The sequence below is a fragment of the Arboricoccus pini genome, assembly GCF_900187945.1.
GTDB classification, from domain to species: domain Bacteria; phylum Pseudomonadota; class Alphaproteobacteria; order Geminicoccales; family Geminicoccaceae; genus Arboricoccus; species Arboricoccus pini.
On record NZ_FYEH01000005.1, the window covers coordinates 176,664 to 196,928 of the forward strand.

Genomic DNA, 20,265 nt, shown 5'->3' on the forward strand with positions numbered 1-20,265 from the left:
TCGAAGAATAAGGCGAGTCTCAAAGACGGCAATGCACTAACGCCCGCCTGGCGGCGCTCAGGTGGAAAGGCCGGGGATCGGGCCGCGAAGGCCAAGGATGGCCGCCGGGAGCCCCCGACGGCGGCCCTTAGGCCTTGAAAGCCTTGTCGACATAGGCGATCAGCCTGGCCAGGCATTCCTCGATCGACAACGAATCGGTGGGAACGACGAGCTCGGGCGTTTCGGGCGCCTCATAGGGGCTGGAAATGCCGGTGAACTCGGCGATCTCGCCCTTCCTCGCCCGGGCATAGAGGCCCTTGGGATCGCGGCTCTCGCAGGCCTCGAGCGAGGCCTTGACGTAGATTTCGTGAAAGGCCTCGGGTGCTGCCGCCCGGGCGCGCTCGCGATCACTGCGATAGGGCGAGATGAAGCTCGAGATGACGAGGAAGCCCGCATCGGCGAAGAGTGCCGCAACCTCGCCCACGCGGCGGATATTCTCAGCCCGGTCCTCGGGCGAGAATCCCAGATTGGCGTTCAGCCCGGTCCGGACATTGTCGCCGTCCAGGACATAGGTCTGGTAGCCGCGGGTGAAGAGCTCGCGCTCGAGCTCCAGGGCCAGCGTCGACTTACCGGCACCCGAGAGGCCGGTGAACCAGAGAACGCCGCCTTTGTGGCCGTTGCGGGCAGCCCTGGCCGCATGCGGCACGGCGTGGCCCACGGCCGTGATGTTGGTCGAGCGGACGGTGATCAGGTTACGCTGGTCGGCATAGCCCTCCATCGAGACGAGACCGCCGCCAACGGGCAGATAATCCTCGATGAGGACGAAGCGGCCGGTGGCCGGACTTTTCTCGTATTCGTCCAGCGCCAGCATGCGCTTGGCGCGCAGCACGACCTCGCCTGCCCCGTTGCGCTCGATCCGGTCGGCCGTGACCGAGGCCAGCGTGTCGGTGTCGATCGCGCGCGTGATCGCCTCGACCGTGACCGGGCTTTCCAGGGTGCCGAGCTTGAGGCCGTAGGTCTTCCCGACCACGAGCGGGTTATGGCCCAGCCAGAAGAGCTTGGCCTTGAAGACCGCGCTCTCGATCGGCGCGTCCGCGACGTGGCTCATGACCTCGCCGCGTTCGACAAAGATCTGCTCGTCCAGGGTGACGCCGATGCTCTGGCCCGGTGTCGCCTCGCTCGGCTGGGCCGGCACATGCCAGGCCTCGATCGTCTTGATCCGCGCCGTCTTGTTGGAGGGTGAGAAGACCACCTCGTCGCCCAGTCGGAGCCTGCCCGATTCAATCCGGCCGGCGATGATGCGGCGGTGGTCGAACTTGTAGACGTCCTGAACGGGCAGGCGCAGCGGTCGGCCGGTCGGCACGTCGATCTTCTCGAACCGGTCCAGGGCCTCGATCACCGAGGGTCCCTGGTACCAGGGCATGGCATCGCTATGACTGACGATATTATCGCCTTCCCGCGCCGAGATCGGGATGATCGAGACGGGTTTGACGCCCAGTTCCTGGAGATAGGTGCGGTAAGCCTTGGCGACCTCGCCGAAGCGGTCGGCCGAATAGTCCACAAGGTCCATCTTGTTGACGAGGACTACGACCTGGCTGATGCCCAAAAGATTCAAGAGATAGCCATGCCGGCGGGACTGCTCCTGGACGCCCTCGTGCGCGTCGATCAAGAGGAGGGCCGCCTCCGAGGAGGCCGCCCCCGTGATCATGTTCTTGAGAAATTCCTTGTGGCCGGGCGCATCGATGATGACGTAGGGGCGTTTTTTCGTCCTGAAACGGATCTGGGTCGTGTCGATCGTAATGCCCTGGTCGCGCTCCGCCTGGATCGCGTCCATGAGGAAGGCCCACTCGAAGGGCATGCCACGCCGTTCCGACATGGCCTTGATCGCCTCAAGCTTGCCCTCGGGCAGCGAGCCCGTGTCGTGCACCAGGCGGCCCACCAAGGTGGACTTGCCGTGGTCGACATGGCCGACGATGACGATCTTGAGCTGCGGCGCGTTAAGGGCGTCGTTCTCTGGGCTGGCGGTCATGACGCGTATTTCTTCTTTAAAGATAGCCGGCGGCACGCAGCCGCTCGAAGGCATCTTCGGATTCGTGGTCCATCGCCCGGCCCGAGCGCTCGGGGATCCTGGTTGTCTCGAGCTCCTCGATGATCTCGTCCAGCGTCGCGGCGTTGCTCGAGATCGGGTTGGTGATGTCCTGGTCGCCCAAGGAGCGATAGCGCTTGCCGTTCTTGGAGAAATAGAGATCGATCAAGGGAATGTTCTCGCGCTTTGTGTAGCGCCAGATGTCGATCTCGGTCCAATGCAGGATCGGGTGGACCCTTACATGCACGTCCTTGGGAAAGCTCGTCATGTACTGGTTCCAGAATTCCGGCGGCTGGTCCTTGAGATTCCAGCTATTGTCGGCACCGCGCGGACTGAAATAGCGTTCCTTGGCGCGGATCGCCTCTTCGTCGCGACGGATGCCGGCCACCAGGCCGTTGAAGCCGTGCTTCTTGACGGCCGCCTGCAGGCCCAGTGTCTTGCGCGCCGCCGAGCGCGAGGCTGGCGGCAGGGTCGGATCGGTGTCTTCCACCGGCGGGCAGAGCTCGCGAATAAAATTCAAGCCCCATTCCTTGGCGTAGCGATCACGGAACGCATACATCTCAGGAAACTTCTTCTCGGTATCGACATGCATCACCGGGAAGGGCACATGGCCAAAAAAGGCTTTCCTTGCCAACCACAGGACGACATTGCTGTCTTTGCCCAGCGACCAGAGAATGGCGATATTGTCGAGCTTCGCGAAAGCTTCCCTTAGAATATAGATGCTTTCCGCTTCGAGCTGATCGAGATGGTCCATGTACGCCAAGCCAGCGATATTGAGATGAGACACGCGCCTTGCGCGAGGAGCCGCATATCGGAGTCCCCTCTTGGCCTTGTCAACCATGCAGTTCCTAATTCCCACAAACTTAATGATAATAAAATAATATAACAAATAAGGTTTGTAAAATTATGAGAATTCCTGCCATGCGGCTATCCCGCCATCTGGAAGTCCTGGAGGAGGCCCCCTCCACCCAAGTGCGGGCTGCCGGCAGCTTCGAGGAGCTGGCATGAGCGAGAACGAGCCGCGCTCCCATACGTTCGACCGGGTGGGCGACAGGGAGGAGGCGTTCGAGACCCGCATTTTCGGCGGCGCGCGGCCCGCTTCGGGAACGGACGATCTCAGGCAGCGCGCCCGGGGACCCTTTGGCAACAAGGAACCGGCCCCGAGCGCACCGGATCCGGCATCATCTCGTCAGCCCCTCCCACCGGAGGAGGTTGTCTGGACGCCTTCGATCCACGCGCCACGATCCGAGGTGGCACTCTCGCCCAGGCTCTTTGCCATCATCGCGGTGCTGGTGATCCTCGTTGTGGGAGGGCTTGCCTATGTCTTCCTGGCCGACAGCGTCACGCCGCCGCCGCCGGCGAGCGTCAATCCGGCCAGCCCGCCTGCCGCCTCTCCGACCAGCCCGCCCGCGGCGGGCGATCTGCCGGATGACCGTCAAGGAACGCCGGATGCTGCCGAGCTCGAGCGGCTGCGACAGGATAATCAGCGTCTGCAAAACAAGCTTCAAGGGCTGAACGGTCCGACCACGACACCGCGCGTGACCCAGCCGGCAGGACCGCCGGACACGGCGGACGATCCGGCCACGCTCAATCATGACATGCCCGTACCGAGCCCACGCCCGACCAGTCCTTGAGGCAAAGGCGGCCAGGCCATGAGCGTGAAGGCCGCCTATCGCGGCCATGGCAAATGAGCTAGATCGACAAGCCCTTGGCTTCGTGCGGCTTGGAGACGCCCCCATGGATTTTGGCGCACCCATCAGGGACCTGGGACCGGTCGATATCGCACCCTTGCAACAGCTCATCGAGGGCTTGCCGGAGGAGGCCTGGACGCGCAACACGCTGCGCCAGGAGATCCTCTCCAACGATGTGCATTCGGTCAGCCAGAATATTCTCTTCAAGACGGAATGGCATTCGAGCGCGCATGGCTCGAAGCTCAGCTATTTCGAGGATCTGGTCTGGATCTGGTGCAAGCAGAAGGGATTTGATCCCTCGGGCTTCATGCCGATCGCCAAGGAAGAGACCGATATCTGGCCCGTCTACACCTTCCCCGACTGGCTGGCCTACAAGGAGGTGCTGGAGCCGATCGTCCAGCAGGTGATCCGGCCTTTGCGGACGGAGACCGGCGTTGTGACCCGTCTGGCCCTCGTGCGTCTGCCGGCCGGCGCGCATATTCCTCCTCATATCGACGGCCAGGTGATGGCGACCAGGGCACACCGCATCCATGTGCCGGTCAGCCTTTCGCCTTCAGTCGAGTACAAGATCGATGGCCGCAAGATCACGATGGTCCCGGGTCGCGCCTACGACTTCAATAATCGTGTCCGGCATTCGGTGCGCAACAAGGGACGCCGGCCCAGGGTCAATCTCTTCGTCGATTACTATCCCAACCCGGGCGTGGCTGTGATCGATCCCCTGGCCGCCGCCATGAAGCCTGTCTATGCCCCGCCCACGCCACTCCAGCGCCTGATCTGAGGCGGCCCGAGGATGCGTTGCATTCTCGGGCACGTATCCTCATCCACCCTGGCTCAAGCAGCCGGGGTGGCCCCCGGGAACCGCCACGTGGGCCGCGCCTTTGGCGAGGTCAACGTGGCGTGAAGCGGCCGATGAGCAAGCCGGCCACGAAGGCCACGGCAATGCTGGTGAGCGGCCGGTTCAAGATCTCATGCTGCAGGCTTGAGGCCCCGCCCTTGACCTGGTGGCTCACGACATCGGCCGCGTCGGCGGCGGCGCCGGAGGCGCGGCCGGTGAAGCTTGAGAAGCCGCGGCGCAGCTCATCCAGTCCACGGGTCAGACGCTCGATATCGCTTTCAAGATTGCGAGCCATGGGCTCCTCCATCCTTATGCAAGGCGAGCCCCTCTCGGGCTCGCCGCTAAAGATCGGCTGCCGGGGGCTTTGGTTCCCTGCAAAGTAAGAAATGGCGCCGTGCAGCTTTGGCGTGTGCCGGGCGCAAGCGGCGATCGCCCGGATTCCTTTTGGGAAATCCGGGCGATCATTCGCGCCTCCTGTCACCGGTCTGCGGGGGAACGGCCGGCGAGAAGCGGCCTCTTGCTATTCTGCCGCCTGCGCGAAACCGGTGAGCCCCAGCCTTGCCGCCACGCCGGCGCCATAGGCAGGGTCGGCCTTGGCGAAATGGGCGATCTGCCGGCGCTTGATCTCCTCGGGAATGCTCGACATGTGCTCGGCCAGATTGTCCATGAGCCGGCCCTGCTGCTCGGGCGTCATCAGGCGGAACAGGTTGCCGGGCTGCGTGTAGTCGTCATTGCCTTCCCGGTGGTTATAGCGGTCAGCATCGCCCGAGATGCGCAAAGGCGGCTCGCGATAGGACTGGTCCTCCTTGGCGCCGCCAAAGGAATTCGGCTCGTAATAGGCATCCTCGCTGCCGGTCTGGGCCGGGAAGAAGCGCATGGGGCCGTCCTTGTGGTAGTGATGAACGGCGACCTTGGGGGCGTTGACCGGCAGATGCTCGTAATGCGTGCCAAGGCGATAGCGATGCGCGTCGGCGTAGGAGAAGACGCGCGCCTGCAGCATCTTGTCGGGCGAGAAACCGATGCCCGGCACGATGTTGGAGGGTGAGAAAGCGACCTGCTCGATCTCGGCGAAATAATTCTCCGGATTGCGGTTCAGCTCGAGCACGCCGATGTCGATGGGCGGGTAATCCGCATGCGGCCACACCTTGGTGAGGTCGAAGGGATTATAGGGCGTCTTCTCGGCGTCCAGTTCCGGCATGATCTGGACCTGCACGGTCCATTTCGGAAAATCGCCCCGCTTGATCGCCTCGAAGAGGTCGAGTTGGGTGGATTCGCGATTGTCGCCGATCACCTTGGCGGCCTCGGCATTGGTCCAGTGCTTGTGGCCCTGCTGGGTCTTGAAGTGGAATTTCACCCAGTAGCGCTCGCCGGCATCGTTCCAGAGCGAGAAAGTGTGCGAGCCATAGCCATTGATGTTGCGCACGCCGACCGGCAGGCCACGATCGGAAAAGAGCGTGGTTACCTGATGGAGGCTCTCGGGCGAGAGCGACCAGAAATCCCACATGGCGGTGGGCTCGCGCATGTTGGTCTTGGGATGCCGCTTTTGCGTATGGATGAAATCTGGGAACTTGTAGGGATCGCGGATGAAGAAGACCGGTGTATTGTTGCCGACCAGATCCCAGTTGCCTTCGCTCGTATAGAATTTGAGCGCGAAGCCGCGCACGTCGCGCTCGGCATCGGCCGCGCCGAGCTCGCCCGCAACCGTCGAGAAGCGCGCGATCATCGGCGTCTCGGTGCCGGGCTGGAGCACCTTGGCCCGGGTGTATTTGGCAATGTCGCCCGTGATCTTGAGTGTGCCATAGGCGCCCCAACCCTTGGCGTGCACGGTCCGTTCGGGGATCCGCTCGCGGTTCTGGTGCGCCAGCTTCTCGATCAGCTGATAGTCCTGCAGCAGCACCGGCCCGCGCGGACCGGCGGTGATCGAGTTCTGGTTGTCGGCGACGGGTGCGCCTGCGGTCGTCGTCAGAATGGGTTTATCGGCCACTGTCTTTCTCCCCCTTCGTCGATCGCGCGGGCCGGCCGCCGTGGCGGGCAGGCGATCTGACGAGGCTGCCACCGGCGATCACGGGCCGGCAGAAACGAGGATCGGCTTTAAAATGGTTCAGTTCCAATCGTATTGTCTTACCTTGGCGATAAGATAAACTTATCGAACTTCGCCTTTGGTCGGTTTCTTCCATGCCTACGCTTCGTCAATTGGCTTATCTGGACGCGCTTGCCAGGCATCGCCATTTCGGCCGCGCCGCCGATGCCGCCGCCGTCACCCAGCCCGCGCTCTCGATGCAGATCAAGGAACTCGAGGCCGAACTCGGTCTGACACTGGTCGAACGGCGCAATAAGGGTATTGGCCTGACGGCCGAGGGACGGGTCGTCGCCGCCCGGGCCGCCATCATTCTGCGCGATGTGCAGGACCTGGTGGACAGTGCGCGCGTGCAATCGGGCAAGGTGCTGACCGGTCCGCTCAGGCTGGGCGTCATTCCCTCGGTGGCCCCTTATCTCCTGCCCCGCCTCCTGCCGGCCTTGCAGCATCATTACCCGGCCTGCGCGCCGCTCGTGCGCGAGACCCAGACCCAGACCCTTCTGGAGGAATTGCAAAGGGGCGATCTCGACATCGTCATCGCCGCCCTGCCTTTGGGCGGCAGCGGCATCGAGACCCTCCCCCTCTTCGACGATCCCTTCCTCCTGGCAGCCCCGGTAGCCCGGGCCGACCTGCCGGCCCGGGCGAATGCGCAGATCCTCAATCAGGAAACGATCCTCCTCCTGGAAGAAGGCCATTGCCTGCGTGACCAGACCCTCGACGTCTGTGCCGCGGGCGGCGGCGACGCGCGGATCGGCCCTTTCGGCGCCACCAATCTGGCGACCCTGGCCTCCATGGTGGCCAATGGCTACGGCGTGACGCTCTTGCCGACCCTGGCGATCAAGGATCAGCCGGCCGATCCGCGCATCCGCCTCATCCCCTTCAAGGATCCGGCACCCTTTCGCACCATCGCCCTGGCCTGGCGACGACGGACTCCGCGCGAACGGGATTTTCGCGCCCTGGGCGCCCTGCTGAGCAAGACCGGATGACCCGCCGGGCAGACCACGGCTTGCGCCAGGGCATGGCGCAAGCGCGCGCGTGGGTCTGCATGCCTGCCACGCGCTTAAAGCATGTTGCTTGCCAGACTTATTGGCAGTTCTAACACTGTCGTTTTCCCTGAAAATGAGACCTAATATACATGATTAATTCGCATTCACTTCATGAATACGTTTTGTATTCATGCTTGCGCATAGGGCGAATTCTCTATGGCGCATGGTGAAATTGTCGCAAAATATGCCAAATGGCGTATTTTTCTTCTCGTCATATTTGGATTGTTGTTATTGGCGATCGGGCTTTGCCTGACCGTAGGGGGCGCCAAGCTCGCCTTTCTAGGCGGCAGTCCGTATTATGTTGTGATCGGCGTTCTCCTCGTTATCGCTGGCGCACTTGCAGTGCTCCGCCGATTTTGCGGTCTGCAACTTTATCTTGTTGCCTTCGTGCTGACCTTCCCCTGGGCTCTTTGGGAAGTCGGCTTCGACGGCTGGGCGCTGATCCCTCGTCTGGTCGGCCCCTTCATTCTTGCCGTCCTGGCGCTCTTGCTGCTGCCCTCGCGTTTTGCCGATGGCAGATCCACGCGTCGCGGGCTGGGTGCCGGCCTGACGGCCTTGTTCCTCCTGATCCTCGTCGTCGGCGTGCCGCTCAGCCAATCCTCGCCCCAGCCCTTGCCGCTGCCGGGCGTCCAGGCGGGTAATGCCTATTTCGACGACCAGACCAAGCCGGCCGCGGCCGACTGGCCGGCATGGGGCGGCGGCGGCGGCCAGCGCTTCTCCGATCTTGACCAGATCACGCCTGCCAATGTCGGCAGTCTGCAGCAGGCCTGGGTCTACCATACCGGCGACATCGGCAAGAATTACGGTGTCGAACTGACACCGCTCAAAATCGATGACACGATCTATGGCTGTACGGCGCTCCACGCGGCCTTCGCCCTCGATGCCTCGACGGGCCAGCAGAAATGGCGCTTCGATCCCAAGACGCCGATCGAATATTCGGCACCCAACTCGGCCTGTCGCGGTGTTGCCTATTACCACCAGCCGGACGCGGCGGCCGATGCCGCCTGCGCCAACCGCATCGTCTGGGGCAGCTTGGATGCCAAGATCTATGCGGTCGATGCCAGGACCGGCGAACTCTGCGCCGGATTCGGTGACAAGGGCCATGTCGACCTGACCGACCACCTGGGTCCGACCGACCCCACGATGGTCTCCACCACCTCGGCGCCGACCATCGTGCATGGCGTCATCGTCACGAGCCAGCAGATCCGCGACGGTGAACGACGCCTGGCACCCTCGGGCGTCGTTCGCGGCTGGGACGCGGTCACGGGCAAGCTGCGCTTTGCCTGGGACATGAACCAGCCGGATATCACGACCTTGCCTCCCGAAGGCAAGACCTACTCGCCTGGCACGCCCGACATGTGGTCGACGGCGGTGGGCGACGAAGGCCTCGGGCTCGTCTATCTCCCCATGGCCAATCCAACGGGCGACTATCTGAGCTCGGGGCGGAGCGAGGCGGAGCGCACTTATGGCTCGTCGGTCACGGCACTCGATGTCGAGACGGGCAAACCGCGCTGGGTGCACCAGTTCGTCAAGAACGACGTCTGGGACTATGACACGCCAGCCCAGCCGAGCCTGGTGGAATTTCCCACCCCCTCGGGCAAGGTGCCGGCCCTCGTCCAGACCACGAAGATGGGCGACATCTTCGTGCTCGACCGGCGCAATGGCCAGCTCTTGAGCAAGGTCGCGGAGACTCCGGTGCCGCAAGGGGGCGTGGAGCCCGGCGAGCGCTCGCCGACGCAGACACGCTCACTCTACAACGCGACCCAGCAGCCCGACATCACCGAAACCCGGATGTGGGGCATGTCGCCGATCGACCAGATGCTCTGCCGCATCCAGTTCCGCGAGGCCAGCTACCAGGGCATGTTCACCCCGCCCACCGCGGACAAACCCTACATCATGTCGCCCGGCAATAATGGCGGGTCGGACTGGGGCTCCTTGTCGGTCGACGTGCGCCGGGGCGTGATCGTCGCGAACTACAATATCTTTCCGACCTACGCGCAGCTCGTGCCGCGCGCCCAGGACGACGCGATGGGCGTCTATTATCTGGGCGATCCGCGCAGCAAGATGCCGCGCCCGGGCTATAACCGCCCGGCGGCGGATCAGCCTTATGGGATCTCGCCTAATCAAGGCTGGCTGATGCCGACGGGCATGCTTTGCACCCAGCCACCCTATGGGGGCATTCGAGCCATCGACCTTGCCACCGGCAAGACTCTTTGGGACCACCCCTTCGGCACCGCGGAGCGCAACGGACCCTTTGGTATTCCCTCGCTCCTGCCGCTTACCATCGGTACGCCGAATAACGGCGGTGCGGTGACCACGGCCAGCGGCCTGATCTTCATCGCCACCACCACCGACGACCATCTCCGCGCGATCGACCTATCGACCGGCAAGACCGTCTGGTCGGTGGCTCTGCCGGCGGGCGGCCAGTCGGCCCCGATGCTCTACGAGCAAGGCGGCAAACAGTATGTCGTGATCATGGCCGGGGGCCATCACAGCATGCTCACCCCCGCAGGCGATGCTCTCATCGCCTACGCTCTGCCGGGCAAGAGCTGAAAGCAGGCCCCGGATCAAGGAAGGAAGCCTTTCTAAATCCGGGGCCAATGGGACGAGAGGAGACGGCATCGCCGGAGCGTTCTTGTACAAGGACTATGTTCCTAGTATACTTTCGCTCATGGACTGGACCGACCGCCTCTGCCCCAAGCCGCCTTCGCGCCGCTATCCCTTCTGGGCCAGGCGCGACCGGCGCCGTACCGCACAAGCGCTGGCCGGGGGCCGCAGTGCCGCCGACCTGGCCCGGGTGAACCGGGTCTCCCTCATGGAAGTCGAGAAGCTGCTCCGGGATGAGGAATTCCAGGAGCTGCTTCGGCATTACAGCACCATGGCGGCACTCCCTTATGAGGAGCGCATCGCCCGACTGGCGCCGCTGGCGCTGGCCATCCTGGAGATGGGGCTGGAGACGGGCGACATGCGCGTTGCCATGTTCGTCCTCTACGAGCAGAACCGGGGCCGTGATCCGGCTCGGAGCATGGCCGAACGTGTGGTGGCGAAGGCCGAGGCGGCCGCAGGGGAGAGTCAGCCCCAGCCGGTGTGGCCTCCATCCACGCCGCCCAAGGAGCCGCGCCAGCCTCCGGGCGACTGGAGTCACTGTGCGGCGATATCCGAGCATGCCGAGGAAGCGGAAGCGCTGGCCGATCTGCGCCGGGTGGCGCGGGACAACAGGGCCGAATTGAATCGGCTGGCGGACAAGCTGGCGTCGGAAGCCGAGCGGATGGGTACCGGTCTTGGACCGCATGCGCTGCCGGCGCTTCGTCTGGAGCTGACGGCGTGCGGCGTGGCAAGATACTGGCACGAGCGGCCGGCTGAGAGCATGCGGGCGGCGATCCGGCTGGAGAATGCACGCAAGATCGGTCGTTATGGCACCGGGCCACCCGCATGAGACGGGGCGGATGGCGCGCTTGCGCCGCAGATCGTCGATCGGCCCCGCCAAGCTTGGCGCGCCCTGTCTTTCATCTATTTCTTCCATGCATGGTGAAACGTGCGCAGGACTGGATCGAGGTCAGGCCCGAAGGGTTGTATGTGCGAGCTGGCGGATTTTTCGTCGATCCCCTGCGACCCGTGGCCAAGGCCGTCATCACGCACGGACATTCCGACCATGCGCGAGGCGGCCATGCCGAGGTCATCGCCACGCCCGAGACGCTGGCCATCATGGGCCTGCGGCTGGGCGAGGCCGCCGGCGGGACGCGACGGCCTTTGCCACTTGGTCAGCGCGTGCGGATCGGCGAGGTCGAGGTGTGGCTGGCACCGGCCGGGCATGTGCTGGGCTCGGCCCAGGTGGTGCTCGAATATGCGGGCATGCGCGTCGTGGTCTCGGGCGACTATAAGCGTGCCTCGGACCCGACCTGTCAGGCCTTCGAGGTGGTTGTCTGCGATGTCTTCGTCACCGAGGCGACCTTCGGCCTGCCGGTCTTTCGCCATCCGCCGGCCATGGCCGAGATCGACCGGCTTCTGCGCTCGGTCAGGATCTTTCCGGAACGTTGCCATCTGATCGGCGCCTACAGCCTGGGCAAGGCGCAGCGGGTGATCGCCCTCCTGCGCGCGGCGGGCTGGGAGCGGCCCATCCATCTGCACGGGGCGCTCCAGGCCATGTGCGCGCTCTATGGCCAGTATGGCGTGGCACTGGGGCCGCTTTGCCCGGCCACGCTGGGAAGCAGGGAGACGCGCTCGGATCTGGCGGGCGAGATCGTGATCGCCCCGCCCGGCGCCATCGCCGATCGCTGGGCACGGCGCCTGCCCGATCCGGTGATCTGCCTGGCCTCGGGCTGGATGCGGGTCAAGCAGCGGGCGCGCCAACGCGGCGTCGAGCTGCCGCTCGTCATCTCCGACCATGCCGACTGGGACGAGCTTTTGCGCACCTTGGATGATGTGCGGGCCCCGGAGGTCTGGGTGACGCATGGCCGCGAGGAAGCCCTGGTCCATGCGGCCACGCAAAAGGGCATCCGCGCCCAGGCGCTGGCCCTTCTGGGCTACGAGGAGGAGGAAGGTTGAGGCCGGCCGGCCGCTTTTTCGCCATCGAGGCGGGCAAGGGTCCGCTCCAACGCTTGCAGCAGGCGCCGATAATCCCCCGCCTCGTCGGAGCCGCCTGCCAAAAGACACTGCTGCAGCAAGGCAGCACAGCGGGAGAGCTCGCTAAAGCCCAGCATGCCGCCTGTGCCCGCCAGATTATGCACCAGTTTGAGGCGCTCGGGCCGATCGAGATCCATCGCCAGCTGCTGTTGTGCCTCGCGCAGGCGCAAGGCGAAGCGGTCCATCGCCGGCTCGAAGCCCGCGCCCATGAGCACGCGCAAGGTAGCCTGGTAGGCTTCGTCGACGAGGGGGTCGATCACCAGGTCCGTCGGCATGGCAAAACCTCTTCCCTAAAGCGGATCGACGAAAGGATTGAGCCGCTCCTCGGGCGCTGCCGAGCTGAGCAGATAGCGCACCAGCACCTTGAAGGCGCCCGGATCGAATTGGCATTTATCGAAGAGCTTCAGCCGCGTCCCACCATGCAGGCCATGCAGCGGCACCATCCAAGCCGTGACGACGACGATTGGAATTCGTTCGGCCAGATCAAGGAGAGCCGAGAGGCTATTCATCGGCATGCTGTCGGGCAGCAGAAGATCGGCGACGATCATGTCGACCCAGCGTTCCCGCAGCAGGGCGCGGGCAGCCGCTAGGTCGCGGACATGCAACGTGAGGAGCCCCATGGAGTCCAGAAGATGCTCGATGATGGCAGCATGCACGTCATCATCCTCAAGAAGGAGAACGACCCGCTCGCCCAGACCATCTTCCTGCGGCGGCGATGAATGAGAAGTTTCGGTCATCCGCATATACCTTTTAGGTAATTAATCCTAGCAAGGCTGTGCGTAAACCGCTAGCTTTTAAAGCCTCCGTTGTTGCTTACCTGGCCAAGGCGCTTGAAAGGACGACGCATCGACTGGTCTCAATCGACGTTGCGCGCCGCCTTCTTGCCAAACGTATCCCGCGTCTCGCTGCGGTCAGGTCGACCGTTCTTGTAGCAGACCCGATCGCCACGATCGCAGGCGACGTTGCGGCTCCTGACGAACGTGTCGCCGCCATATTGGTCGCGGACGTCGTCGGCCCGCCGCCCGGCCTTGCCGCCGAATTGATCCCGGGTTTCGGAGGCGTCGATATTGCCGTTCTTGTAGCAGGTCTGGGTGCTGCGATCGCACACCGTACGGCGATCGCCTCGAACATAGCGGTCGTCGTCATCGTGCCGGCCGCCAAAGCCATCAGGCTGCCCCCAGCCCGAGCCATAAAAGCCGGGCGGGCGGCTGTTCCAGGTGTCGTTGCCGTTCCAGCCATTGCCCGGGCCGCCGCATCCGGCCAGCGTCAGGAGGAGGAGCAAGATCAGCCCCCTTGAACCCGCGATCATCGCCCAAGCCCGATCTATCTTCTTTGTGTTCCTCCCTCTAACGGGCAAACCGCCGCAAAGTCGCCCATGCGAGGGAACGAGCCATGGATGCGCCGGGTCAGCCAGGCTCGCAAGCCGGGATCGCAAGATGATGGCCCGGCACGTGCAACGAAACCTCGAACGGCCCGTTCCCAGACCAAGATGAAGCCTTTCGCCGACCTTTTGGAACGTCTGCTCTATACGCCCCAGCGCAACGTCAAGATCGCGCTGATGGTGGATTATTTTCGCGCCGTGCCCGATCCCGACCGGGGCTACGGCCTGGCTGCCCTCACGGGTGCCCTGACGTTCAAGAACGCCAAAGCCGGCCTGATCCGGGAATTGCTCGCCAACCGCACCGATCCCGTTCTTTTTGGCTGGTCCTACGATTTCGTCGGCGACCTCGCGGAGACGGCAGCCTTGCTCTGGCCGGAGCAAGGCGGCGAAGGCAGTCCACATGCCGACTGGCCACGCCTGACTGCGATCGTCCATGGCCTGCACGAGACGAAAAAGGCAGAGCTTCCCGAACGCGTGGCGGGCTGGCTGGACACGCTGGACGCCAATGGCCGCTGGGCCCTCTTAAAGCTCGTCACCGGCGCCTTGCGGGTGGGCGCTTCGGCCCGGCTGGCCAAGCTGGCACTGGCCGCCCACGGCCAGGTCCCAGCACACGAGGTCGAGGAAGTCTGGCACGTCCTGGAACCGCCTTATCTGCCGCTCTTTGCCTGGCTCGAGGGCAGGAGTGCTAGGCCCGCCACCGACATGGCCCCGGTCTTTAGGCCCTTGATGCTGGCGCATCCCATCGAGGCGGAGGACAGGCAGAAGGTCGAGGCCGAGCTCGACGCCTATTGGGCGGAGTGGAAATGGGATGGCATTCGCGTCCAGGTCGTCGCACAGGGCGGGCAGGTGAAGCTCTATTCGCGCACCGGCGACGATATCAGCGCCACCTTCCCCGAGATTGCCGAGAGCGTCCGCTTCAAGGGCGTGCTGGACGGCGAGATGCTGGTCGGCCAGCCGGGCGGTGCCAGCATCGCGGTCCCGGCCGCGGCGGTCGATCCGGGCCTGCCGGTGGCCAAGGATGAGGTCGGTGAGGCGGAAGGGGCCGTCGAGAGCTTCAACGACCTGCAGCAGCGTCTGGGCCGCAAACAGGTCTCGCCGGCTATGCTGGAGCGCTATCCGGCCTTCGTACGGGTCTACGACATTCTCTTCGACGACAAGGAGGATCTTCGCGGCCTGCCGTTCCAGGAACGCCGGGCGCGCCTCGAAGCCTTCATGGCGCGCGAGCGGCCCTTACGCATGGACCTCTCTCCGCTGGTGCCGATGGCACCCATGGAGGTCTTGGACGTGATGCGCAGAGAGGTTCGTGGTACCCCGCGCGAAGGCCTGATGCTCAAGCGCAAGGACAGCCTTTATCTATCGGGCCGGCCGAAAGGCTATTGGTGGAAGTGGAAACGCGAGGCGCATCTTTTGGATTGCGTCGTCATGTATGCCCAGCGCGGGCATGGCAAGCGCAGCTCTTTTTATTCCGACTACACGTTCGGCTGCTGGCGGGATGGCGCCCTGGGCCCGGAGCTGGTTCCGGTCGGCAAGGCCTATTCGGGCTTTACCGACGAGGAATTGCGCCGTCTCGATCGCTGGGTCCGCGACCATACGGTCAATCGCTTCGGGCCGGTAAGAGAGGTCTCGCCAGGCCTGGTTCTGGAAGTGGCCTTCGATTCGGTCCATCGCTCGACCCGGCACAAATCCGGCGTCGCCATGCGCTTTCCGCGCGTCAGCCGCATCCGCTGGGACAAGCCCGCGGCCGAGGCCGACCGCGTCCAGACGCTGGAGCGGCTGATCGCGGCCGAGCGGGCCGTCTGAATGCCCGGCGCGCGTCCTCTTCAGCCGGCCGCCGGCAGATATCCCCTTATTTCCGCCATGCGCTGGGCGAAGGCCACCGACCGGCGGCCTTGCATGAAGAGCCCGAGCCGTTCGATGAGCGTGCGGCGGTTGGCCCAGAGAAGATAGCTGGCCAGGGGGCCGATCCCGGGTGCCAGGCCATAGGGCTCGTCCAGGTCGAATTCGTAAGGATGGCAGTAGGTCCAGATTGCCCGGCTCTTGATGGTCTTGAGCATCCGGCGCAACCGGTAGGCCGGCAGATAGCGCAGGTTGATGCCGCCCAGGCAGGGCAGCCCCATCGGCAGCCGGCCAAGCCGGCCGATCGGACAAGGAAGCTCCAAAAGCCCCCCTGGCCAGAGGAACGGATCAGCAGGAGCACCTGGCCAGGAGCGCACGAAACTGCGGCCGGGCACGATGCTGGAGGAATAGGTGAAGCCCGCGTGCAAAAGCTCGGCGATTGCCCACTCGGCCTTGCTGGTCAGCGAAAAGAAGGGAGCGCGAAAGCCCAGGACGGGGCTGCTGCTCAGATCCTCGAGGAAATGGCGGCTGTCCTTGATCTCCTGGCCGAAGCTTTGGCGATCCTGGCGTTCCATGGGCAGATGATCGACGGCGTGGCTGGCGATCTCGTGGCCGCGCTGGGCAATGGCACGCACGATATCCGGGGCCGCCTTGGCGAGGCTGCCCAGGATGAAGAACGTGCCCTGCTGCGCGCCGCTCTCGAGAAAGTCGAGGATGGCGTGCGTGGCCTGCCGGCAGCGCGCGATGCCTGTCGATCCTTCACGATGCGCCTCGACGTCGACCGTGAAGGTGAAGAGCTCGGGCAGGCAGGCGAAATCCTGGGGGGTCATCTTGCAGTGGAAAGCCGGATGGCGGGCCGAACGCGGCCCGGTGATGGGATGCTCATGCTGTATTCGCGCTACGGGTGAGGCGAAAATTCTTCAAGCCGCACCTTAAGATGGCTTTTCATCCCCATACGAAGCAAGCTAAGTGCCGCCTTCTGCGTCGTTTTAACCGCGATGCACTGGACTGGCGAGTACGTGCTCTCTCTTGAGGCATGCCCGAAGCCCTCGAGGTTCAACAATAGAAAGAGGATAAGTAGATCAGGCATGACGTCCCTTGAATCCGGCAATGCCATGCCCGCCACGGATCCGGCATTGGAGCGCCAGCTTGCCCGCCTGATCGTCGACACGCTGCATCTCGAGATCGAGCCCGAGTCGATCTCGCCCCTGGACCCTTTGTTTCGCGACGGGCTGGGGCTGGATTCGATCGACGCGCTCGAGATCGCCCTTGCCGTGTCGCAAAGCTTTGGCATGCATCTCAAGTCCGACGATGAGCAAAATCACCAGATCTTCGCCAATCTGCGAAGCCTTGCCGCCCATATCGCCCAGCATCGGACGAAATAAGGAAGCCTGCCGGATGTCGCCCTTGCGTCTCTCAGGCCCGGGCCGGCGCACGCCGTCTTGATGTCGATGCCGGCCTTGATCCCAGACTTTCAGCCAATCTCGCCCTTGGCGCCCCCGGCCCTGGCCCCGGCCGCCTGCCTGCCGCTGGTCACGCGCGCGCTGGAGGAGGTCATCGCCTGGCGAAATGGCGAGGCTTGCACCGTCGCCGGCTTCCTGAAGGATGTGCGCCACCTCGCCGGGCAGCTGCCGGAGCGGCCGTTCGTCATCAATCTCTGGACTGATCGCTACCGCTTCCTCGTGGGCTTCGCCGCCGCCCTGATCCGCGGCCAGACCAGCCTCCTGACGAGTGATCGCAGCCCACATCGCCTGGCCGAGATCGCCGCCGATCATGAGGGGGCCTATGTCCTGGACGAGGCCGAGGAGGCGGCAGCCAGCGTGTTGCCGACGCTTTGCTGGCCAGCACCAGGGAGCACGCCCGCAGCCATGGCCTCTTGCGCGGTACCGATGATCCCGGCCTGGCATCCAGCCGCCATCGTCTTCACCTCCGGCAGCACCGGGCGACCGGTCGGCAATGCCAAGCCCTTCGCGGCACTTTGGCAATGCAGCCGGGCCGCCGCCAAGCGCTTCGGCTTCGACGGGCCCTTGACCGCGAGCCTCGTCGGCACGGTGCCCGGCCAGCATATGTATGGCTTCGAGACGACGATCCTTCTGCCGCTGCACGCCAATTGCGCGACCTTCGCCGGTACCGCCTTCTTTCCGCGCGACGTGAGCCTGGCGCTGTCGACCGTCCCGGCACCCCGCTATCTCGTCACCACGCCCTTCCAGATGGACAAATTCTTAGCCGTGAAGGAGGGGCTGGCACCCCTGGCCGGCGTGATCTCCGCCACGGCACCTTTGCCGGCAGGCCTGGCGGAGGCCGCCGAGCGTGCCTGGCAAGCCCCGGTGCTGGAAATCTTCGGGGCCACCGAAGTGGGCTCGATCGCCAGCCGGCGAACCCTGGATGGCGATGTCTGGCAGGCCTATCCAGGCGTCGAGCTGCAAGACCTCGGCGATGAGCGCGTCCTGGTCGAGGTGCCCTATCTGCCGTCGGGCGTGGAGCTGAGCGACCGGACGGAGCTACTGGGGGGAGGATGCTTTCGCCTCATCGGCCGACGCACCGACATCGTCAAGCGTGCCGGCCGGCGGGCGTCGCTGGCCGGCCTTTCGGCGATCCTGCGTCAGATCGAGGGCGTGCGGGACGGTCTTTTCGTGGCACCGCCCGAGCTCGAGACCAACCCCGCCACGCGCCTCCTCGCCTTCGTCGTGGCCGCCGCGACGGATCTGCCCGCCATCGAGCGGGAATTGCGCCGGCGTGTCGAACCCGCCTTCCTGCCCCGCCAGTTGACCCTCGTTTCGGCTTTGCCTCGCAACGAGCTCGGCAAGATTCCACGCGACCAGCTCCTCCGCCTGGTCCAGTCGAACCCGGCGGCGGAGGCATGAAGGCCGGGTTTTGCCAGACGATCGCGATCGAGGCGGATGATCCGGCCTTCGAGGGTCACTTTCCTGCCCACGCCCTCCTGCCCGGGGCCGCCATCCTGGCACGCATCCTGGCGATCTTGGCGGAACGCTGGCAGCTCGAACCACCCGTCCAGCTGCCGCGGGTGAAGTTCATGGGACAGATTTTCCCGGGCTCTGTCATGACTTTAAAGGCCGAGCTTGATCTCGTTGGCGAGCAAGCAAAGGTTGCCTTTACGCTTCTCCAAGGCGAGAAGCCGCTCCTGCAGGGCGCGGCCCGCTACGGCAGCCCTGCATGAACACCGAATGGAGCCGCAAGAAGGAACGGGGCAATCGCTTCGTCCTCAGGCTGATGGCCTGGCTGACGGTCCACCTGGGCTGGCGCTTCGGCCACACGCTCCTCTATCCGATCACGCTCTACTTCCTTCTGGCCTCGGACAGACGGGCCTCACGGCAGTTCCTGGCGACGGCTCTTGGCCGCAAGCCTGGCTGGCTCGACCTCTTTCGGCATTATTTCACCTTTGCCTCGACGATCTTCGATCGCGCCTTCGTGCTGCAGAGCCGGCTGGAGGGCTACAAGATCGAGGTCGAGGGAATGGACATGGTGCGGGCGTGGATCGCCAAGGGCCAGGGCTGCCTTCTCCTGGGCGCGCATCTGGGCAGCTTCGAGATCTTGCGGGCGCTGGCGGACCAGGCTTCGGAAATCGGTTGTCCCGTTCCGGTCAAGGTCTTGATGTATGCGGAGAATTCGACCTACGCCAATGAAGTTTTCGCCGCGCTCAACCCGGCCCGACTGGACGACATCATCCAGATCGGCACCCCCGATGCCATGCTCAGGGTCAAGGAGGAATTGGACCGGGGCGCGCTGGTCGGCATGCTGGGCGACCGCGTGCCGGCGGGCGAGAAGGTCGAAAAGGCCATGTTCATGGGCCGCCCTGCCTATTTCGCCATCGGTCCTTTCATCCTGGCCGCCATCCTCAAGGTACCCGTCATCCTCTTTCACGGCATCCTGCGGGGCGGGCGCCACTACGAGATCCGTTTCGAGCTTTTGACCGAACGGCTGACGCTCGGGCGCGACACCAGACAGACGGACCTCGCCCATTGGGTTCAGCTCTATGCCGACAAGCTTGCCGCCCGCGCCCTGGAGGCTCCCTATAACTGGTTCAATTTCTACGATTTCTGGAGCACCGGTGCCGCGCCTGCCTCCGATTCTCCATCGACGCCCGCGCACGACGTCCTGGCCCCGCATCCTGAGCCTCGGCCTGCTCTTGCTGCTCATGCCGACAGCCCCAGGCCAGGCGCAGAATGCGCCGACCTTAAGCATCGAGCAGCTCATGGCGCTCCTGGCGGCCACTTCCTCTAAGGATGCCAGTTTCAAGGAGGAGAAACATCTCTCGGCGCTGGACCAGCCCGTGGTGAGCCAGGGCTGGCTGCGTTTTCGCGCGCCGGCCCGGCTGGAGAAGCACACGACGAGCCCGATCACCGAGGATCTCGTCGTCGACGGCAATCGCCTCCTCCTCGACAAACCGGCGGAGAATGTCCACTACGACCTTGACCTGCGGCAGGTGCCGGAACTCGCCAGCCTCGTCGAGGCGGTCCGTGGCGTGCTGGCAGGCGACATCCAAAGTCTGCGCGCGCATTACAGCGTCGGCCTGGAGGGCCAGGCGCCAGGCTGGAAACTGACGCTGGTGCCGACCGAGGCCAGGGTCAAGGAGCTCTTGAAAGTGGTGCGCATCGAGGGCCGCGAGGGTACGGTGCAAGACGTCACGACAATCCAGCCCAACGGTGATCTCAGCAGCATGCAGATCCAGCCCCTGGCTGTTGGCAACTAA

The 20,265-nt window shown here is 64.4% G+C and carries 20 protein-coding genes; 12 read left to right on the forward strand and 8 right to left on the reverse strand.

All coding sequences use genetic code 11. The features are described 5' to 3' along the window. Nucleotides 1-127 precede the first annotated feature (127 nt). Entirely contained in the window at nucleotides 128-2,008 is a 1,881-nt protein-coding gene (gene cysC / locus CFB17_RS08850; protein ID WP_088561177.1) for an adenylyl-sulfate kinase, read from the reverse strand. Nucleotides 2,009-2,024: 16 nt separating this feature from the next. Further along, nucleotides 2,025-2,819 (reverse strand): sulfate adenylyltransferase subunit CysD, encoded by a 795-nt coding sequence (gene cysD, locus CFB17_RS08855; protein ID WP_088561308.1) that lies wholly within the window; start codon nucleotides 2,817-2,819, stop codon nucleotides 2,025-2,027. A 250-nt stretch (nucleotides 2,820-3,069) separates the two neighbouring features. Between cysD and CFB17_RS08860 the strand changes: the two genes are divergently transcribed. Further along, on the forward strand, nucleotides 3,070-3,699 hold the full coding sequence (locus CFB17_RS08860; protein WP_088561178.1) for a hypothetical protein: 630 nt from the start codon (nucleotides 3,070-3,072) through the stop codon (nucleotides 3,697-3,699). 103 nt (nucleotides 3,700-3,802) lie between these two features. Further along, nucleotides 3,803-4,534 carry an aspartyl/asparaginyl beta-hydroxylase domain-containing protein gene (locus tag CFB17_RS08865; protein ID WP_088561309.1) on the forward strand — a complete coding sequence of 244 codons (732 nt, stop codon included), beginning with the start codon at nucleotides 3,803-3,805 and terminating at the stop codon, nucleotides 4,532-4,534. A 109-nt stretch (nucleotides 4,535-4,643) separates the two neighbouring features. Here the strand turns inward: CFB17_RS08865 and CFB17_RS08870 are convergent, their stop codons facing one another. Continuing rightward, on the reverse strand, nucleotides 4,644-4,886 hold the full coding sequence (locus tag CFB17_RS08870; RefSeq protein ID WP_088561179.1) for a hypothetical protein: 243 nt from the start codon (nucleotides 4,884-4,886) through the stop codon (nucleotides 4,644-4,646). A 225-nt stretch (nucleotides 4,887-5,111) separates the two neighbouring features. Further along, entirely contained in the window at nucleotides 5,112-6,575 is a 1,464-nt protein-coding gene (locus tag CFB17_RS08875; protein WP_088561180.1) for a catalase, read from the reverse strand. Between the two features lie 191 nt (nucleotides 6,576-6,766). On the opposite strand from CFB17_RS08875, the gene CFB17_RS08880 reads away from it, so the two are divergent. The 4 genes from CFB17_RS08880 to CFB17_RS08895 all read left to right on the forward strand — a co-directional run bounded on the left by CFB17_RS08880 (nucleotide 6,767) and on the right by CFB17_RS08895 (nucleotide 12,259). Next, complete coding sequence (locus CFB17_RS08880; protein WP_088561181.1) at nucleotides 6,767-7,654, forward strand: LysR substrate-binding domain-containing protein; 888 nt, start codon at nucleotides 6,767-6,769, stop codon at nucleotides 7,652-7,654. Between the two features lie 216 nt (nucleotides 7,655-7,870). Then, nucleotides 7,871-10,267, forward strand: a complete 2,397-nt coding sequence (locus CFB17_RS08885) for a membrane-bound PQQ-dependent dehydrogenase, glucose/quinate/shikimate family (protein ID WP_088561182.1) — start codon at nucleotides 7,871-7,873, stop codon at nucleotides 10,265-10,267. A 118-nt stretch (nucleotides 10,268-10,385) separates the two neighbouring features. Beyond that, on the forward strand, nucleotides 10,386-11,150 hold the full coding sequence (locus CFB17_RS08890) for a hypothetical protein (protein ID WP_088561183.1): 765 nt from the start codon (nucleotides 10,386-10,388) through the stop codon (nucleotides 11,148-11,150). Nucleotides 11,151-11,239: 89 nt separating this feature from the next. Beyond that, on the forward strand, nucleotides 11,240-12,259 hold the full coding sequence (locus tag CFB17_RS08895; RefSeq protein WP_088561310.1) for a ligase-associated DNA damage response exonuclease: 1,020 nt from the start codon (nucleotides 11,240-11,242) through the stop codon (nucleotides 12,257-12,259). On the opposite strand, the gene CFB17_RS08900 is transcribed toward CFB17_RS08895, so the two are convergent. The 3 genes from CFB17_RS08900 to CFB17_RS08910 all read right to left on the reverse strand — a co-directional run bounded on the left by CFB17_RS08900 (nucleotide 12,238) and on the right by CFB17_RS08910 (nucleotide 13,646). Then, nucleotides 12,238-12,612, reverse strand: a complete 375-nt coding sequence (locus CFB17_RS08900) for an Hpt domain-containing protein (protein WP_088561184.1) — start codon at nucleotides 12,610-12,612, stop codon at nucleotides 12,238-12,240. The genes CFB17_RS08895 and CFB17_RS08900 overlap by 22 nt on opposite strands. A gap of 15 nt (nucleotides 12,613-12,627) precedes the next feature. Beyond that, the gene (locus tag CFB17_RS08905; RefSeq protein ID WP_165769509.1) at nucleotides 12,628-13,074 is read right to left on the reverse strand and encodes a response regulator; all 447 of its coding nucleotides are present in this window, start codon (nucleotides 13,072-13,074) and stop codon (nucleotides 12,628-12,630) included. A gap of 119 nt (nucleotides 13,075-13,193) precedes the next feature. Beyond that, nucleotides 13,194-13,646, reverse strand: a complete 453-nt coding sequence (locus CFB17_RS08910) for a YcgJ family protein (protein WP_088561186.1) — start codon at nucleotides 13,644-13,646, stop codon at nucleotides 13,194-13,196. A 180-nt stretch (nucleotides 13,647-13,826) separates the two neighbouring features. Here CFB17_RS08910 and CFB17_RS08915 point away from each other — a divergent pair, with 180 nt between their 5' ends. Further along, nucleotides 13,827-15,518, forward strand: a complete 1,692-nt coding sequence (locus CFB17_RS08915) for a cisplatin damage response ATP-dependent DNA ligase (RefSeq protein WP_088561311.1) — start codon at nucleotides 13,827-13,829, stop codon at nucleotides 15,516-15,518. 20 nt (nucleotides 15,519-15,538) lie between these two features. On the opposite strand, the gene CFB17_RS08920 is transcribed toward CFB17_RS08915, so the two are convergent. Then, complete coding sequence (locus CFB17_RS08920; RefSeq protein WP_088561187.1) at nucleotides 15,539-16,384, reverse strand: polysaccharide deacetylase family protein; 846 nt, start codon at nucleotides 16,382-16,384, stop codon at nucleotides 15,539-15,541. Between the two features lie 258 nt (nucleotides 16,385-16,642). Here CFB17_RS08920 and CFB17_RS08930 point away from each other — a divergent pair, with 258 nt between their 5' ends. The 5 genes from CFB17_RS08930 (at nucleotide 16,643) to CFB17_RS08950 (ending at nucleotide 20,265) form a co-directional block, all read left to right on the forward strand. Beyond that, the gene (locus tag CFB17_RS08930; protein ID WP_243389820.1) at nucleotides 16,643-16,939 is read left to right on the forward strand and encodes a phosphopantetheine-binding protein; all 297 of its coding nucleotides are present in this window, start codon (nucleotides 16,643-16,645) and stop codon (nucleotides 16,937-16,939) included. 66 nt (nucleotides 16,940-17,005) lie between these two features. After that, nucleotides 17,006-18,418: an AMP-binding protein gene (locus CFB17_RS08935; RefSeq protein ID WP_165769510.1), complete on the forward strand. Its 1,413-nt coding sequence runs from the start codon at nucleotides 17,006-17,008 to the stop codon at nucleotides 18,416-18,418. Next, nucleotides 18,415-18,732 carry a hypothetical protein gene (locus CFB17_RS08940; RefSeq protein ID WP_088561190.1) on the forward strand — a complete coding sequence of 106 codons (318 nt, stop codon included), beginning with the start codon at nucleotides 18,415-18,417 and terminating at the stop codon, nucleotides 18,730-18,732. Before CFB17_RS08935 ends, CFB17_RS08940 begins: the two co-directional genes overlap by 4 nt. After that, nucleotides 18,729-19,796, forward strand: coding sequence for an LpxL/LpxP family acyltransferase (locus CFB17_RS08945; RefSeq protein ID WP_088561191.1), 1,068 nt, complete (start codon nucleotides 18,729-18,731; stop codon nucleotides 19,794-19,796). Before CFB17_RS08940 ends, CFB17_RS08945 begins: the two co-directional genes overlap by 4 nt. Continuing rightward, nucleotides 19,768-20,265 carry an outer membrane lipoprotein carrier protein LolA gene (locus tag CFB17_RS08950; protein ID WP_088561192.1) on the forward strand — a complete coding sequence of 166 codons (498 nt, stop codon included), beginning with the start codon at nucleotides 19,768-19,770 and terminating at the stop codon, nucleotides 20,263-20,265. The genes CFB17_RS08945 and CFB17_RS08950 overlap by 29 nt, the downstream gene beginning before the upstream one ends.